The sequence below is a fragment of the Neorhizobium sp. IRS_2294 genome (genome assembly GCF_050500145.1).
GTDB classification, from domain to species: Bacteria; Pseudomonadota; Alphaproteobacteria; order Rhizobiales; family Rhizobiaceae; genus Neorhizobium; species Neorhizobium soli.
This window is the reverse complement of the sequence record NZ_CP191440.1, coordinates 923,255-937,684: the sequence shown is the minus strand read 5'-3', so window position 1 is coordinate 937,684 and position 14,430 is coordinate 923,255. Positions and strand designations below refer to the sequence as shown.

Annotated in this window: 12 protein-coding genes; 11 read left to right on the top strand and 1 reads right to left on the bottom strand. The window is 62.1% G+C overall.

All coding sequences use genetic code 11. The features are described 5' to 3' along the window. Positions 1 to 12: 12 nt before the first annotated feature. Complete coding sequence (locus ACQY1K_RS21525) at positions 13 to 1,998, bottom strand: FAD-dependent oxidoreductase (RefSeq protein ID WP_430259333.1); 1,986 nt, start codon at positions 1,996 to 1,998, stop codon at positions 13 to 15. 150 nt (positions 1,999 to 2,148) lie between these two features. Between ACQY1K_RS21525 and ACQY1K_RS21520 the strand changes: the two genes are divergently transcribed. The 11 genes from ACQY1K_RS21520 (at position 2,149) to ACQY1K_RS21470 (ending at position 14,365) form a co-directional block, all read left to right on the top strand. Further along, positions 2,149 to 2,949, top strand: a complete 801-nt coding sequence (locus ACQY1K_RS21520) for a GntR family transcriptional regulator (protein ID WP_430249487.1) — start codon at positions 2,149 to 2,151, stop codon at positions 2,947 to 2,949. Next, the gene (locus ACQY1K_RS21515; protein ID WP_430259331.1) at positions 2,946 to 4,172 is read left to right on the top strand and encodes an ABC transporter substrate-binding protein; all 1,227 of its coding nucleotides are present in this window, start codon (positions 2,946 to 2,948) and stop codon (positions 4,170 to 4,172) included. Before ACQY1K_RS21520 ends, ACQY1K_RS21515 begins: the two co-directional genes overlap by 4 nt. 81 nt (positions 4,173 to 4,253) lie before the next feature. Beyond that, on the top strand, positions 4,254 to 5,126 hold the full coding sequence (locus ACQY1K_RS21510; RefSeq protein ID WP_092664425.1) for a branched-chain amino acid ABC transporter permease: 873 nt from the start codon (positions 4,254 to 4,256) through the stop codon (positions 5,124 to 5,126). Further along, entirely contained in the window at positions 5,123 to 6,097 is a 975-nt protein-coding gene (locus tag ACQY1K_RS21505; RefSeq protein WP_430259329.1) for a branched-chain amino acid ABC transporter permease, read from the top strand. Before ACQY1K_RS21510 ends, ACQY1K_RS21505 begins: the two co-directional genes overlap by 4 nt. Before the next feature lie 11 nt (positions 6,098 to 6,108). Continuing rightward, complete coding sequence (locus ACQY1K_RS21500; RefSeq protein WP_062576853.1) at positions 6,109 to 6,855, top strand: ABC transporter ATP-binding protein; 747 nt, start codon at positions 6,109 to 6,111, stop codon at positions 6,853 to 6,855. Beyond that, positions 6,848 to 7,549, top strand: coding sequence for an ABC transporter ATP-binding protein (locus ACQY1K_RS21495; RefSeq protein ID WP_430259328.1), 702 nt, complete (start codon positions 6,848 to 6,850; stop codon positions 7,547 to 7,549). The genes ACQY1K_RS21500 and ACQY1K_RS21495 overlap by 8 nt, the downstream gene beginning before the upstream one ends. Before the next feature lie 49 nt (positions 7,550 to 7,598). Next, positions 7,599 to 8,492, top strand: coding sequence for an isocitrate lyase/PEP mutase family protein (locus tag ACQY1K_RS21490; RefSeq protein WP_430259326.1), 894 nt, complete (start codon positions 7,599 to 7,601; stop codon positions 8,490 to 8,492). Continuing rightward, a complete protein-coding gene (locus tag ACQY1K_RS21485; protein WP_430259324.1) occupies positions 8,489 to 10,255 on the top strand; it encodes a hydantoinase B/oxoprolinase family protein in 1,767 nt (588 codons plus the stop codon). The genes ACQY1K_RS21490 and ACQY1K_RS21485 overlap by 4 nt, the downstream gene beginning before the upstream one ends. Positions 10,256 to 10,260: 5 nt before the next feature. Further along, positions 10,261 to 12,357: a hydantoinase/oxoprolinase family protein gene (locus tag ACQY1K_RS21480; protein WP_430260621.1), complete on the top strand. Its 2,097-nt coding sequence runs from the start codon at positions 10,261 to 10,263 to the stop codon at positions 12,355 to 12,357. Further along, entirely contained in the window at positions 12,354 to 12,968 is a 615-nt protein-coding gene (locus ACQY1K_RS21475) for a cysteine hydrolase family protein (protein WP_430259322.1), read from the top strand. The genes ACQY1K_RS21480 and ACQY1K_RS21475 overlap by 4 nt, the downstream gene beginning before the upstream one ends. After that, positions 12,965 to 14,365 (top strand): FAD-dependent oxidoreductase, encoded by a 1,401-nt coding sequence (locus tag ACQY1K_RS21470; RefSeq protein WP_430259320.1) that lies wholly within the window; start codon positions 12,965 to 12,967, stop codon positions 14,363 to 14,365. Before ACQY1K_RS21475 ends, ACQY1K_RS21470 begins: the two co-directional genes overlap by 4 nt. Positions 14,366 to 14,430: the final 65 nt, after the last annotated feature.

Below are 14,430 nucleotides of genomic sequence, written 5' to 3'. Positions count from 1 at the left end.
TCCTTCCAGATCTCATAGGTGTCGAGCCGAGAGATGGCCGTGATAGACGGCTTCAAGGGCCGTGCGGGGCGCAAGGTTGTCGCCGATCTGCCGGACGGGCACGTCAAGATGACGGAGCTGCTGGAACAGAGACTGGTCCGCGAAATTGTGTTCGGCGGCGACGAGACCGGTGAACCCCATATGCAACTCGCTCTCGCCGGTCGAAAGATCCTCGACCGTCAGGGTCTTGCCGTCGAAGCCTGTAACCTTCCGGAGCGTGGCGATCCTCACCTTCTTCTCGCGCAGCCGTTTCAGGTTTGCGAGTGTCGAATAGACGGTCGTGCGCCAGGCGATGCCGCCAGCCGGCGAGAAGAACGTCACCTTTTTGCCGAGGTCGGCGAGATGTTCCGCAAGCGTCAGTGCGGCCCATTCGCCGGTGCGGTCGAACAGAGCCACGTCGCTTCCGAGGGCTGCCGGATCGTCAAGTGCCTCGACGATCGTGAAGGCCTTTCCGCCACCGGCAAGCTCTGCGCGAACCGGCATCGAACCTGTCGCCAGAAACACCGTATCGGCCGCAAAATCGGCAATCGATGCGGCATCGGCATGCTTGCCTGTTACCACCGAAACACCGAACCGACCGAGATCGGCAATCTGCTCTGCCATGAGCGTTCGGAATTCGGCGCGCTTGGGCATCTTCACCGCGTCGCGAAACTGACCGCCGAGATTTTCCTGCTTCTCCCACAGCGTCACGATATGGCCGCGCTCCGCTGCCGTCCGGGCCGCCTCCAGTCCTGCCGGTCCGCCGCCGACCACGAGCAATCGTTTGGGTTGTTGCGTGCCGGTCTTGGCAAGCTCCGGCCATACGCCTTCCAGCCCGGCGCGCGGATTGACCAGACAGCGGATCGGCAGGTTCTTTTCCAGCATCCCGGCGCAACCCTGATTGCAGGCAATGCAGGTGCGGATTTCGTTCATCCGTCCCTCGATCGTCTTGTTGACGATGGCCGGCTCGGCAAGGTGGGCACGCGCCATACCCACCGCATCCGCGCCACCGGCCGCAATGATCGCGTCGGCCTCCGCCAGCGTGTTGAACCGACAGACGGCGAAGACGGGAATGTCGTGGCCTTCGTCGCGCAAAGCGATGCGGATCCGCGCCGGCAACGACCGGAACGGTTCGGGATCGATCGCCATGTCGGCCATCTGCGAAGCGAGCGAATAGGAGGCGTGATAGGCGGAATGCGAGACATTGAAGAAGTCAATCTTTTCGGCCGCCGCAAGCGCCACCGCGGTCCTCTCGGCCTGATCGATGGTGATCCCGCCCTCGACATACTCATCGCCACTGAGGCGAATACCCAGACAAAATTCGCGACCGACTTCCGCCCGGACAGCCTGAAGCACCTCAAGCGGAAACCTCATCCGGTTTTCCGCCGAGCCGCCATACGCGTCGTCACGTGTGTTCGAAAGCGGTGACAGGAACTGCTGCAGAAGATGGCCATGTGCCATCTGCAGCTCGATCCCCTCGAAGCCCGCCGCCACGAGATGGCGCGCGGTCAGCACATGCCCGTCGATGACAGCATCCATGTCGGCGCGATCCATCGGGCGCGGCGGCAGGGCAGACGTCGCCCACGGAATCGGCGACGGTCCAAAGGAGACGGTCCGCTCGAAATCGCCCTCAACCTGCCGGCCGAGATGGATGATCTGGCCAAGGATGCGCGCGCCTTCCGCTTTGACAGCATCGGTAATCCTGCGGAACGGTTCGATACAGGCAGGGTCGAAGCCACAGACGGCCTGCGGCCTGCCAAGCGAGTTCGCGTGAACGCGGATGGATTCAAAGATGATCGCACCGACACCGCCCCTCGCACGTTCGCGGTGGTAGGCAAAGTGGCGCTCGCTCGGCAGGTGGTTTTCGCCGAAATTTGTCGTATGCGCCGGAACGAGAATGCGGTTGCGAAACGTGAGATTGCCGACGGCAAGCGGCGCCATCGCATGTGAAAACTCGGTTTCCGCAAATCTCTCTTGCATCGCACAATCTCGCATGTTGCACTGCATATAGGCAAATACGTCTGCTGAGTGTTATATGGGCATTGACGAGATCTGTCAGCCGTTTTATACAAAACCTGTATTAAAAATAAGATAGATTGGGAGCTCACGTTGAGGCCGGCGACCGAACCCTTGAAGACTCAGAAGGTCTATCTTCTGCTGCGGGACAAGATCGTTTCGGGCGAGCTGAAGGCCGGCATGCGCCTGCCGAGCGAGCTTGCGCTGGCTGAGCAATACGGGGTTTCGCGGGTCACCGTCCGGCTCGCGCTCGATCTACTTTCCGCGGAAGACCTGGTCGACAAGCGGGTCGGGTCAGGCACCTATGTACGGGGCTCCAACTTTGCCCAGATGGCAACGGCGGACCTGTCGAATGCCTTTGCTCACCTCATTGAAATGGGGCGCACGACGGCGGTCAAGCTGATCTCTTTTGACTATATCGAGGCGCCCGAGAAGGTTGCCGAGGCGCTGCGGCTCGAAGACGACGAGCGGGTTCAGAAGTCGGTGCGTGTGCGCTCCTTCGACGACCTTCCCTTCTCCTATCTGACGGCCTACGTGCCCGAACGTGTCGGTCGAGAATATTCGCGTGAAGACCTTGCCCATATGGCTCTCCTTGAGCTGATGGAGAGAGCCGGCCTGCGTGCCGAAACGGCATGGCAGGAAGTCGGTGCGGTTCTCGCCAATCCGGAAGTGGCCGAGGCGCTTGGTATCGGTGTGGGCTCGCCCCTCATCGCGCTGACCCGCGTCGTCTACGGCAAGGGAGGGCGCGGCATGGAGTATCTCCAGGCTCTCTACCGTCCCGACAGATACAGCCTGCAAATGAACCTCGTACGCAAGGGCACTGAAGGGAGCCGGCACTGGAGCCCTACGTCCGAGGTCTACCGTAACGAGCGGGCATCCGGCCCCCGCAATCCTAAGAGGGTGGTGAAGGAATGAAGAAGCTCACGAACTCGGTCTCCCGGCGCACGGTGCTGAAAGTTGGCGGTGTCTCGGCGATGGTCCTTGCGGCACCCGGTCTCAGCCGGGCACAGGCGCCGACGGTCAAGATCGGCCTGCTGCAGCCGATGACCGGTGGCTTTGCCGGCGACGGCGATCTGGCACGGATCGGCGCGGAATATGCGATCAAGGAAATCAACGATGCCGGCGGAATCAAGTCGCTCGGCGGCGCCAAGCTCGAACTTCTGATCGGCGACAGCCGTTCGAATGCCGAAGCCGGCGCCCAGGCGACCGAACAGCTGAAGGCGGATGGTGCTGCGATCGTCGTCGGCGGTTTTGCCAGTGGCATTTCCATGACCGCAACCCAGGCCGCGGCCCGCTACGAGCTTCCCTTCATCATCGATTGCGCCGTCTCCGATGCACTGATGACCCGCAACCTGAAAAACGTCTTCCGTTTCAACCCCAGCTTCTCGATGGCGGCCGACGTCGCGCTGAAGAACCTCGTGACCATCAACGACGCTTCCGGCAAGGTGGCAAAGACTGTGGCGATCGTTCATGAAGACGGTCTTCTCGGCTCGGGTCTCGCCAAGCTGATGCAGGCTCGCCTGCCGGCCCTCGGCTTCGAAGTGGTCGAGGCGATCTCGCACCCGACACCGGCGCGTGACATGTCGAATGTGGTTCTGCGCCTACGTTCGCTGCAGCCCGACCTCATCATTCCCTCGCATTACTTCAACGAATTCGTGCTCTTCGCCCGCACACTGCAACAGCAGCGGGTCAAGCCGAAGGGGGGTATCTATGCTCTCTTCGGCGGTGCGGCTTCCAGCTACCGGTTCGTCAAGGAGTTCCCGGAAGCGGCTGAAGGCGTGATGGACGTCAACCACTGGGGCGATCCCAAGAACCCGACCAACGACAGGCTGATGGAAGCCGTCAAGGCGGCGGGCAAGTTCTACGCCTACAACGCGCCGATCAACTACTCGGTCGTCAAGGTCGCAGCGCAGGCGCTGGAATTTGCAAAGAGTGCCGAAAGCGGCGCGATCATCGAAGCGCTGCAGAATAACGAGTTCGACAGCGGTGTGATGCCCTACGGCAAGTCGAAGTTCGATGCGACCGGCCAGAACGTCAACGCGCTTCCGCTCAATACCCAGGTTCAAGGCGGCCAGATCAAGGTCATCTATCCGGACCAGTTCGCCCAGGCCAAGCCGAAATTCCCGGCCAACGGCTAACCATCCCCAGCGAGTGCCGCAGGCCCGGGGCGGCGTTTTTGTCCCGGGCCATTCCGGCAAGCCCTTCTTCGAAGGAACATCATGTATTCGCCGACAATCATTTTCGAAGCGTTGATGAACGGCCTGATGCTCGGTGCCGTCTACGCGCTGATCGCTCTTGGTCTCACCCTCATCTATGGCGTGCTGCATATCGTCAACTTCGCCCACGGCGCATTGTTGACGGTCGCGATGTATCTCGTCTGGCTGGCCTCTGACAGGTTCGGCCTTGATCCCTACGTGGCCATCCTTGTCGTCACGCCTATGATGTTCGCGATCGGCTATTGTCTGCAGCGCTTTATCATCGGTCCGGCCAGTCGCGGCTCGGACAACGGCATTTTGCTCGCCACCCTTGGTCTGTCGATCGTCATCCAGAACCTGCTTCTCGCCGGGTTCAATTCCGATACCCGCACGATTGCGACAGATTACGCGTTCGAGATCGTGCCGCTCGGTCCGCTCCTCCTCTCACTGCCGAGGGTGATCGGGCTCGGAGTCTCGGTCGTGACCGCCGTCCTTCTGTGGGCGATCCTCAACCGCACCGATATCGGCAAGGCGATCCGCGCCGTTGCCAAGGAAAAACTCGGCGCCAGCCTTGTCGGGATCAATGTCGCGCATGTCTATGCCATGACATTTGCGATCGGTACCGCCTGTCTGGCGATTGCCGGCGGGCTGCTGATGCCCTCCTTCTATGTCAGCCCCACGACAGGGGCGGCATTCGTTCTGGTCGCTTTCACCATCGTGGTTCTCGGCGGCATGGGATCGATCCCCGGCGCCCTGATCGGCGGCCTTCTGATCGGCGTTGTCGAAGCCATTTCCAGCCTCTTCCTCGGCGATAGCCTCGGCCAGATCGGTATCTTCCTTATTTTCATTCTCGTGCTTCTGGTGAAGCCCACCGGCCTGTTTGGAGCACGCGCATGAAGAAGAACTTCGAATTTATCGCGGCCCTTGCCTTTCTCGGCGTGGTCGGCATCGCCGCCATTGCCGGGCTGCCGGGCAATATTCTCAACCTCCTGATCTTCATGATGATCATCGCGCTGACGGCGCAGGGCTGGAATGTTCTCGGCGGCTATGGCGGGCTCTCCTCCTTCGGACACGCGGCCTTTTTCGGTACTGGCGCCTATACGACGACGATCCTGCAGACCAGCTTCGGCATCAATGCCTGGGTCGGCCTTGTCTGCGGCGTCATCCTCGGTGCGGCCGTCGGCGCCCTGATCGGCTTTCTGAGCTTCCGGGCAGGCCTAAAAGGATCCTATTTCGCGCTGATCACGCTGGCATTTGCGGAAGTGCTGCGCATCCTCGCCAACAGCTGGGATTTCACCGGTGGCGCTGCCGGCATGATGGTCTCGATCAACAACGGCTTTGCCTATCTGCAATTCTCCGACCGCCGCTGGTTCCTGCTGATCCTCATCGGCTTCGTGGCAGGCGGCTTGCTTCTGACCCGTTGGCTGGAACGATCCGCCTTTGGCGCCTATCTCATCGCGCTTCGTGAAAACGATCAGGCGGCGCAGGCGCTCGGCGTCGATATCTTCAGGATCAAGATGCAGGCGATCACTCTGTCTGCCGCAATCACCGCGCTTGCCGGCTGCCTCTACGTCCAGAACTTCCTCTTCATCGATGCCAATGTCGCCTACGGCTCGTGGATCTCGATCGAGGCGCTGTTTGCGGCGATCGTTGGTGGTGCAGGCACGATGCTCGGGCCGCTGATCGGCTCGGTCCTTCTTTTGGGCCTTGGCGAAATCACCAAGTCGTTTTCGGGCGGAATCGCCGGCGTCGATCTTGTCGTCTTCGGCATCATTCTCATTCTCTGCGTCGCTTTCGCACCGAACGGGATCAGGGGCTTCGTGTCGGATCTCTGGTATCGGCGCAAGAGCCGCGGCAAGGCGATGTGAGGGGCATGACCATGTTGAAAGCGCACAATCTCACCAAGCGATTTTCCGGGCTTCTCGCCGTCGACGATGCGACGATCGACGTTGCGGAGGGGTCGATCACCGGGCTGATCGGTCCGAACGGGGCAGGCAAGACGACCCTGTTTGCAATGATCGCCGGCTTCCTCAACCCCAATGCGGGAACCGTCACATTTCAGAATGAGGATATCACCGGCGAGAAACCGCATCTGAGAGCGCGCCGCGGATTGGCGCGTACGTTCCAGATCGTCCAGCCCTTTGCGGGTCTCGACGTTCGCGACAACATCGCCGTCGGTGCCTTCCTGCACACGAAGGATCCGGCCGAGGCGAGGCGCCTTGCGACCTTGACCGCCGAAAAAGTCGGTCTCGGCCACGAACTCGACAAGCTTGCCTCGGGCCTCACGATTGCCGGCCGCAAGCGGCTCGAACTCGCACGGGCATTGGCGACGCAGCCGAAGCTGTTGCTGCTCGATGAGGTGCTGGCGGGGCTCAATCCATCCGAAATCCGCGACGTCTTGCCGATCATCCGGCAGATCCGCGAGGAGGGTGTCACGATCCTGATGATCGAACACATCATGCAGGCGGTGATGAACCTCTGCGACACCGTCTACGTCCTCTCGCAGGGCAAGATGATTGCAAGCGGCGAGCCGCGTTTGGTGTGTACGGATACGGCTGTCATCGAGGCCTATCTCGGCCACGGCGCTGCAGCGCGTATCAAGGCGGAAGGGGCAGCCCATGCTTGAGATCGCAGACCTGCGCGCCGGCTATGGCGGAACCGAAGTCCTTCGCGGCCTCAGCCTTTCCGTCGGCAAGGGCGAGGTGGTCGCCGTGCTCGGATCGAACGGCGTCGGCAAGACCACGCTCAACAAGGTACTGTCAGGAGTACAGCCCGCCCGCAGCGGCTCGGTGCGTTTCGACGGCCGTGAAATACTGGGCACCAGCGCCCGCGATATCGTCGCATCCGGCCTCATCCACGTGCCGGAAGGTCGCAAGATCTTTCCAAACCTCACCATTCTCGAAAATCTCGAACTCGGCGGCTATTGCCGGCCGAAGCGCGGCCGGGCCGGCAATATCGAAAAGGTGTTCTCGATCTTTCCGCGGCTGAAGGAACGGACCCGGCAGTTCGCAGGCACGCTTTCGGGCGGCGAGCAGCAGATGCTGGCGATCGGGCGCGGCCTGATGAGCGAACCGAAGCTGCTGATCCTCGACGAACCGTCGCTCGGGCTGTCGCCGCTTCTGGTCGAGGAGATGTTTTCCCTCATCCGCCGCCTGAGCGACGATGGCCTGCCGATCATGCTGGTGGAGCAGAACGTCATGCAGTCGCTGGACCTCGCGAGCCGGGCCTACATCCTGGAGAATGGTTCGGTCGCACTATCAGGCGATGCCGCCAAACTTCGGGACGATCCAGATTTGAAACGGGCCTATCTCGGCCTTTGAACGAAGAAGAATACGGTCCAGAGAGACCGACGAACCAAGGAAACACACCATGAATCTCAGCCAGGATTTGAAGAGCGGCATTCCGATTGTCGCGCCTGGAGTGTTTGACGCCCTGACGGCATCGATCGCAGCGGGCGCCGGCTTTCGGGCAGTTTACCTGAGCGGCGCGGCAATCGCCTATACCCATCTCGGGCGCCCCGATATCGGGCTCGTCTCGATGGCGGAAGTGGCCGACCGGATCGCGATGATCTGCGACCGTATCGCTGTGCCTGTGATCGTCGATGCCGATACCGGCTACGGCAATGCCCTCAACGTCCAGCGCACCGTGCGGCTGTTTGAAAAGATGGGTGCCCAGGGCATCCAGCTTGAGGATCAGACGACGCCCAAGCGCTGCGGGCACCTGAACGACAAGTCGGTCGTCTCTGCCGCAGAGATGGTCGGAAAGATCAAGGCAGCTGTCGACGCAAGGGCAAGCGAGCAGACGCTGATCATCGCGCGCACCGATGCGCTGCAGATGGAAGGGATCGATCGGGCACTGGAACGCGCGCATCTTTATGCGCAAGCCGGTGCCGACATCCTGTTCGTCGAGGCGCCGAAGAGTGGCGAGCAGCTGGGCGATATCGCCGGCGCGCTGAAGGGCGTCAGGCCACTGGTTGCCAACATGGTCGAGGGCGGCACCACCCCGATCCACAACGCGGCTGAATTGTCGGAACTCGGCTTCCAGATCGTCATCTTCCCGGGCGGTATCGTCCGGGCAATGGCAAAGACGGCGGTCGATTATTACGCCTCGCTGGCCGCTGCCGGATCCAACGCGCCTTTCGCGGACCGGATGTTTGATTTCAACGGGCTCAATGCGCTGATCGGCACGCCCGACATGCTCGCGCTCGGCAAAAGCTATGAAGATACCGATCGTAAGGACACACGAGAAGAGGACGCGAGATGAGCTTGCACGCTAACGTCACGACTGAGGCCGTGACGCTTGATCCCGTAACTTTGGCGGTGCTGAAGGGACGGCTGGAACAGATCGCGGACGAGATGGATGCGACGCTCTATCGCTCTGCGTTCAACCCGACAATCGCCGAAGCAAAGGATGCCTGCCACGGCATCTATCACGCCACGACCGGCGACACGCTGGTGCAGGGCACGTCCGGCCTGCCGATCTTCGTCGGGGCCATGGCGTTTGCCGTGCGCGCCGTCATCTCCAAGGTCGAGCGGGAAGGGGGCTTGCAGGAGAACGATACGTTCATCTTCAACGACCCTTACGAAGGCGGAACGCATCTCAACGACTTCCGCCTGGTGCGGCCGATCTTCCGCGATGGAAAGCTGTTCTGCTGGATGGCCTCGGTCGGTCACTGGCTCGACATTGGCGGTAACGTCGCCGGCAGCTACAATCCGAAGGCGGTTGAAAGCTTTCAGGAAGGCGTGCGGATCCCGGTCGTCAAGCTGATCTCCGCAGGCACGATGAACAACGACATCATCGAAATCCTGTCCGCCAATTCCCGTGTTCCAATGTCGAACTGGGGTGATCTCAACGGTCAGCTCAATGCGCTCGATCTCGGCGAGAAACGGCTTGGCGCTCTTCTCGGTGAATATGGTCCAGCGACAGTCGATGCGGCTTTCGAGGCTTTCTCGAACCGCGCCGAAGCGCTGATGCGCTCGGCAATCGCTTCGATCCCGGATGGTACCTATTCGTTCGAAGACGTACTCGACAATGACGGCATCACCGACGAGATGCTAACGGTGGCGCTCGACCTGACAATTGCCGGCGACACGATGGCGCTCGATTTTTCGCGCTCCACCCAGTCGGCCCAGGGTCCGATCAACATTTCGCGCTCGACGACGATCGCCGCCTGCTACGTGGCGCTGAAGCATATCTTCACCGAAGTGCCGGCGAATGCGGGTTGCCTTCGTCCGATCTCGTTCAACATCGTCGACAATTCGCTGCTCGGCGCAAATGCTCCAAAGCCGGTTGCCGGCTATACGGAAACCATCCTGCGGCTGATCGGCGTCGTTCTTGGTGCCATTGCCCAGGCTGATCCGGCGCGTGCGACTGCGGCGCCGTTCGGCACGATCAACGCATTGTCGCTCGCCGGTCACAGGGCAGACCACAAGCGATGGGTGATGTTCTCGTTCTTCGGTGGCGGTCTCGGCGGCAATCCGATGTCTGACGGCTTGAACCATGCCAACAACCCGATTTCGACGGCGACCATTCCGCCGGTCGAGATCCTGGAAGCCGCTTATCCCGTCATGTTCACGCAATGGGCGCTGCGGCCGGATTCGGCCGGTGCCGGCACCCATCGCGGCGGCGTCGGTTCTATCTATGAACTGGAGCTTCTCACCGGCGGCGACGTGGCGCTGCTCGGCGAACGCGGCAGACGCGCGCCGTTCGGCGTCGTCGGCGGAGAGTCTGCGGCATTGAACAGGTTCTCGTGGCAAACGGAAGACGGCGGCGAAGCCGTTCCGCCGATGGCGTCGAAGATCACCGATCTGCGGCTGAAGCCCGGCAAGCGGATCCGTTTGGAAACACCTGGCGGCGGCGGCTGGGGCGATCCGCATGGGCGCGATCCGGACAAGGTTCTGCATGACGTGCGGCTCGGATTCGTCAGTACCAGCCAGGCGGAAGCCCTTTACGGCGTGGTGATCGGCGCAGATGGCGAGATCGACCACGAAGCAACCGACAAGCTGCGCAAGGGAGTGGCCGCGTGAGCGATCTGGGAACAACAAAACAACAAAATGAAAAACTGGGCCAGTCGGGATTGGGCAGGATCGTCGGCGTCGATGTCGGCGGCACCTTTACCGATCTCTTCTATTTCGATGAAGCGTCGGCGAAATTTCGTACCAACAAGGTCCCTTCCAACCGGGGCGATGAAGCGGTCGGCTTCCTCGACGGACTGAAGGGTTTCGGCGCCATCGCAGACCTGTCTTCGATCGTGCATGGCACGACCGTCGGCACCAACGCGCTGCTTGAGCGCAAGGGCGCCAGGGTTGGCCTGATCACCACCGAAGGCTTTCGCGACGTTCTGGAAATGCGCCGCCGGGACCGGCCCAATACCTGGGGCCTGTGGGGCGATTTCATACCCGTCGTCGAACGCGACATGCGTCTGGAAGTGGCGGAACGCACGCTCGCCGACGGAACGATCCGTCTGGGCGTCGATGTCGATGCCGTCCGCGTCGCTGCCGAAAAGCTGAAGGCAATGGGTGCGGAGGCGCTCGCGATCGTCTTCGTCAACGCCTATGCCAATCCCGAAAACGAGGAGCGCGCGGTGGAAGCCGTCCGTTCGGTGTGGGACAACGAAAACCTCGCCTGCTCGACGCAGATCCTGCCCGAAATCCGCGAGTTCGAGCGCACGTCGACGACGGTTCTCAATGCCTATCTGCAGCCGGTTGTCGGCTCCTATCTCGGCAAGCTGGAAACGGCGCTGGCAAGCGAGGACTTCGCCGGTCGCTTCCATATCGTCCAGTCGAACGGCGGCGTCATGTCGACGGAGACCGCGCGCAGACTTCCGGCCCGCACAGCGCTGTCCGGTCCGGCGGCAGGCGTGATTGCCGCGGCGGCAATCGCAAAGGCGGCAGGCTTCCCGAACGTCATTACCGGCGATCTCGGCGGTACGTCCTTCGACGTCTCGCTGATTGCCGACGGCAAGGCAGCGCTCGCGGCCCAGACGACGATCGATTTCGGCCTCGTTATCCGCACGCCGATGATCGAGATCACCACGATCGGTGCCGGTGGCGGTTCGATCGCGCATGTGGATGCCGGCGGCCTGCTGCAGGTCGGCCCCGAAAGTGCCGGTTCACGGCCGGGCCCGGTCTGCTACGGTCAGGGCAACACGCGTCCGACGCTGACGGATGCCAATGTCGTGCTCGGCCGCATCAATGCCGACCGGCCGATCGGTGGCAAGCTTGCCCGTCTCGATGTGGAGGCCGCCAAGGCGGCTATCGACCAGCATGTGGCAAAGCCGCTCGGCCTCGGTGTGATGGAAGCGGCCGAAGCGATCGTGAAGATTGCCGACAGCCGCATGGCCGGTGCGATCCGGCTGATGTCGATCGAGCGCGGTCACGATCCGCAGAAGTTCGCGGCCGTTCCCTTCGGTGGCGGCGGGGCATTGCATGTCTCGGCGCTGATCCGCGAAGTCGGCCTGAAGGCGGCGCTTGTGCCGCGTTATCCGGGTGTGACATCTGCTCTCGGCTGCGTCATCGCCGACATCCGCCACGACCAGGTGCAGACCTTGAACCTCTCGCTCGAGGGAATCGACGTTGCGGCGATCGACGCCCGCATGGTCGAGGAGGCCGGCAAGGCGCGCGCCGTCGTCGAGGATGCGCATCTGACGGTCGAGCGGATCGATACGCTGTTCGAGCTCGACATGCACTATGTCGGTCAGACCCATACGGTCCGTGTCACATTGCCGGCAACGATCGAGGGAAGCAAAACCGATGTCAGCCAGGCGATGATCCAGCAGGCTTTCGAGGATGCCTATCAGGCAAGTTTCAGCCGGCTTCTGCCGGGCGTTCCGATGCGGATCGTCAACCTTCGCACCAGCGCGATCGGCATTCGGCCGAGCTTCGATCTGAAGGCCCTGGCCGCACCTGTCGACACGACGGTCGCCTCTGCAACGATCGGCTCGCGCCAGGTCTGGTTCGACGGCGCCTGGCATGAAACGACGATCTACGATCGCCTGCAACTGCCGGAGGGTTCCGAAATCCAGGGCCCGGCGATCCTCGAACAGCCGGATGCCACGACAGTCGTCTCGCCGGAATTCAAGGCGCGCGTCGATCTCTACGGAAATATCATCGTGGAGCGGAAATCATGAGCGGACATTCGATCCCCATCGAAAAGACCGGCCTGATCATCGTCGATCTGACCAATGATTTTCTGGCCCCCGACGGCGCCTATGGCCGTGCCGGTCAAGGCGCAGCTGAGATCGCGGCATTGCCCGCGCGCATCAAGCCTCTCGTGGAGGCGATGCGCGCAAAAGGCGGCTACATCATCTCGGCGCAGTTCACGCTGGTGCCGGGCAAAGGTGGCGAGCCGATCATCTCGCCCCATCTGAAGGAACTTCGGCCCTTTCTCGGCAAGGGCGATTTCGCACCCGGCACTTGGGGCAACAGCCTGATCGACGACCTCGCGCCAGCCGATCTCATTGTCGAGAAAGTCGCCTATTCGGCGTTCTACATGACCCGGCTCGAATGGGTCCTGCGCAAATGCGGCATCGAGAAGCTGGTGATCGGCGGTATCGTCACCAATGGCGGTGTCGCCTCCACCGTTCGCGACGCCCATGTCCGCGATTTCGAGACGATCACCCTGTCGGATGGTTCGGCAGCCTTTTCGCAGGAAACGCACGAGACCGCGATCGCAGCATTGAAACCGGTCAGCCGGATCGCAACGATCGCGGACATGATCGCCGAGTTCGAGGCCCGATGAGCAAGGTCGAAGTCTCGGACCGGGAATTCGAGGTGACGGTGCCGCTGGTCGTGATCGGCGCCGGTGCCGCCGGCATGATTGCAGCATTGTCGGCCAAGGCAGACGGCGTCGATGTGCTTGTGCTGGAGCGCGATCCGCTGCCGCGCGGCTCGACGGCGCTGTCAGCCGGCCTCATCCCGGCAGCAGGCACGCGCTGGCAGCTCGCGATCGGCGTCGAGGACACGCCGGAAACCTTCGGGGCGGATATCCTGCACAAGGCGGATGACGAGCCGGATGTGGGCCTCGTTCGGCTGGTAACCGAAACGGTCGGCCCAACGCTGGAATGGCTGGCCGAGGAGCACGGCCTGGCATTTTCGCTGGTCGACAACTTCCGGTATCCCGGTCACTCGCACCTTCGAATGCATGGTCTTCCCTCCCGGTCCGGCGAGGAGTTGATCGATCGTCTGCGCGACGCCGCGGAAGAAGCCGGCATCGATATCCTGACGGAAGCTCATGTGGACACGCTCGTCGTTGGCTCCGACGGCAAACCGCGAGGCATGACCCTGTCGCGACCGGATGGGTCCCGCGAAGACATCGGCTGCGAGGCCGTGATCCTTGCCTGCAATGGCTATGGCGGCAATCCGGCGCTGGTTGCCGACCACATTCCGGACATGCGGGATGCACTCTATTTCGGCCACCCGGGCAACCAGGGCGATGCGATCGTCTGGGGTGAGGCGCTGGGTGCTGCGACGCGGCATCTGAGTGGTCATCAGGGCCATGGATCGGTCGCCCATCCTGCCGGGATCCTGATCACTTGGGCGACCGTGATGGAAGGCGGCTTCCAGGTGAATGTCGCAGGCGAACGCTTTTCCAACGAGGCGAAGGGGTATTCCGAGCAGGCGTCCAACGTGCTTGCCCAGCCGGAAGGGATCGCATGGACCGTGTTCGACACGCGGATCGCCGAGATCGCCGGCCAGTTCGAGGATTTCAGAAGCGCCGAGCGTATGCAGGCGATCATCGAGGCCGATACGATCGAGGCGCTTGCGGAGCGGATGCAGGTCTCGCCGGAGAAACTGACGGCAAGCTTCCGTGCTTTCGAGAATTGCAAAGCCGAGGGTGGGGCGGACCCGTTCGGCCGTTCTCTGGCAGACGTGCCGCCACTTCGAGCGCCCTTCAAAGCGGTAAGGGTCACCGGCGCACTCTTCCACACCCAGGGCGGGCTTGTTGTTGACGGCGAGGCACGTGTGGTTCGACGCGACGGTTCGACCATCGCAAACCTTTTTGCCGCCGGAGGCGCCGCCTGTGGCGTATCGGGCAGCAAAGCGAGCGGCTACCTGTCCGGGAACGGTCTCCTGACTGCAGTGGCGCTCGGACGCATTTCGGGTCTTCGCGCCGCCGCTTACCTGCGCAACTGCTAGAATCGAAGGACAGCCGGAAACATCTCGTTCGTCACAGTTACCGTACCCAACCCGTCCATCTCTTG

Bases quoted from the DNA above. Each gene is read 5' to 3' on its own strand.
- ACQY1K_RS21485 (WP_430259324.1), top strand. From the start codon at position 8,489: ATGAGCTTGCACGCTAACGTCACGACTGAGGCCGTGACGCTTGATCCC.
- ACQY1K_RS21500 (WP_062576853.1), top strand. From the start codon at position 6,109: ATGTTGAAAGCGCACAATCTCACCAAGCGATTTTCCGGGCTTCTCGCC.
- ACQY1K_RS21510 (WP_092664425.1), top strand. From the start codon at position 4,254: ATGTATTCGCCGACAATCATTTTCGAAGCGTTGATGAACGGCCTGATG.
- ACQY1K_RS21495 (WP_430259328.1), top strand. From the start codon at position 6,848: ATGCTTGAGATCGCAGACCTGCGCGCCGGCTATGGCGGAACCGAAGTC.
- ACQY1K_RS21475 (WP_430259322.1), top strand. From the start codon at position 12,354: ATGAGCGGACATTCGATCCCCATCGAAAAGACCGGCCTGATCATCGTC.
- ACQY1K_RS21515 (WP_430259331.1), top strand. From the start codon at position 2,946: ATGAAGAAGCTCACGAACTCGGTCTCCCGGCGCACGGTGCTGAAAGTT.
- ACQY1K_RS21505 (WP_430259329.1), top strand. From the start codon at position 5,123: ATGAAGAAGAACTTCGAATTTATCGCGGCCCTTGCCTTTCTCGGCGTG.
- ACQY1K_RS21525 (WP_430259333.1), bottom strand. From the start codon at position 1,998: ATGCAAGAGAGATTTGCGGAAACCGAGTTTTCACATGCGATGGCGCCG.
- ACQY1K_RS21470 (WP_430259320.1), top strand. From the start codon at position 12,965: ATGAGCAAGGTCGAAGTCTCGGACCGGGAATTCGAGGTGACGGTGCCG.
- ACQY1K_RS21490 (WP_430259326.1), top strand. From the start codon at position 7,599: ATGAATCTCAGCCAGGATTTGAAGAGCGGCATTCCGATTGTCGCGCCT.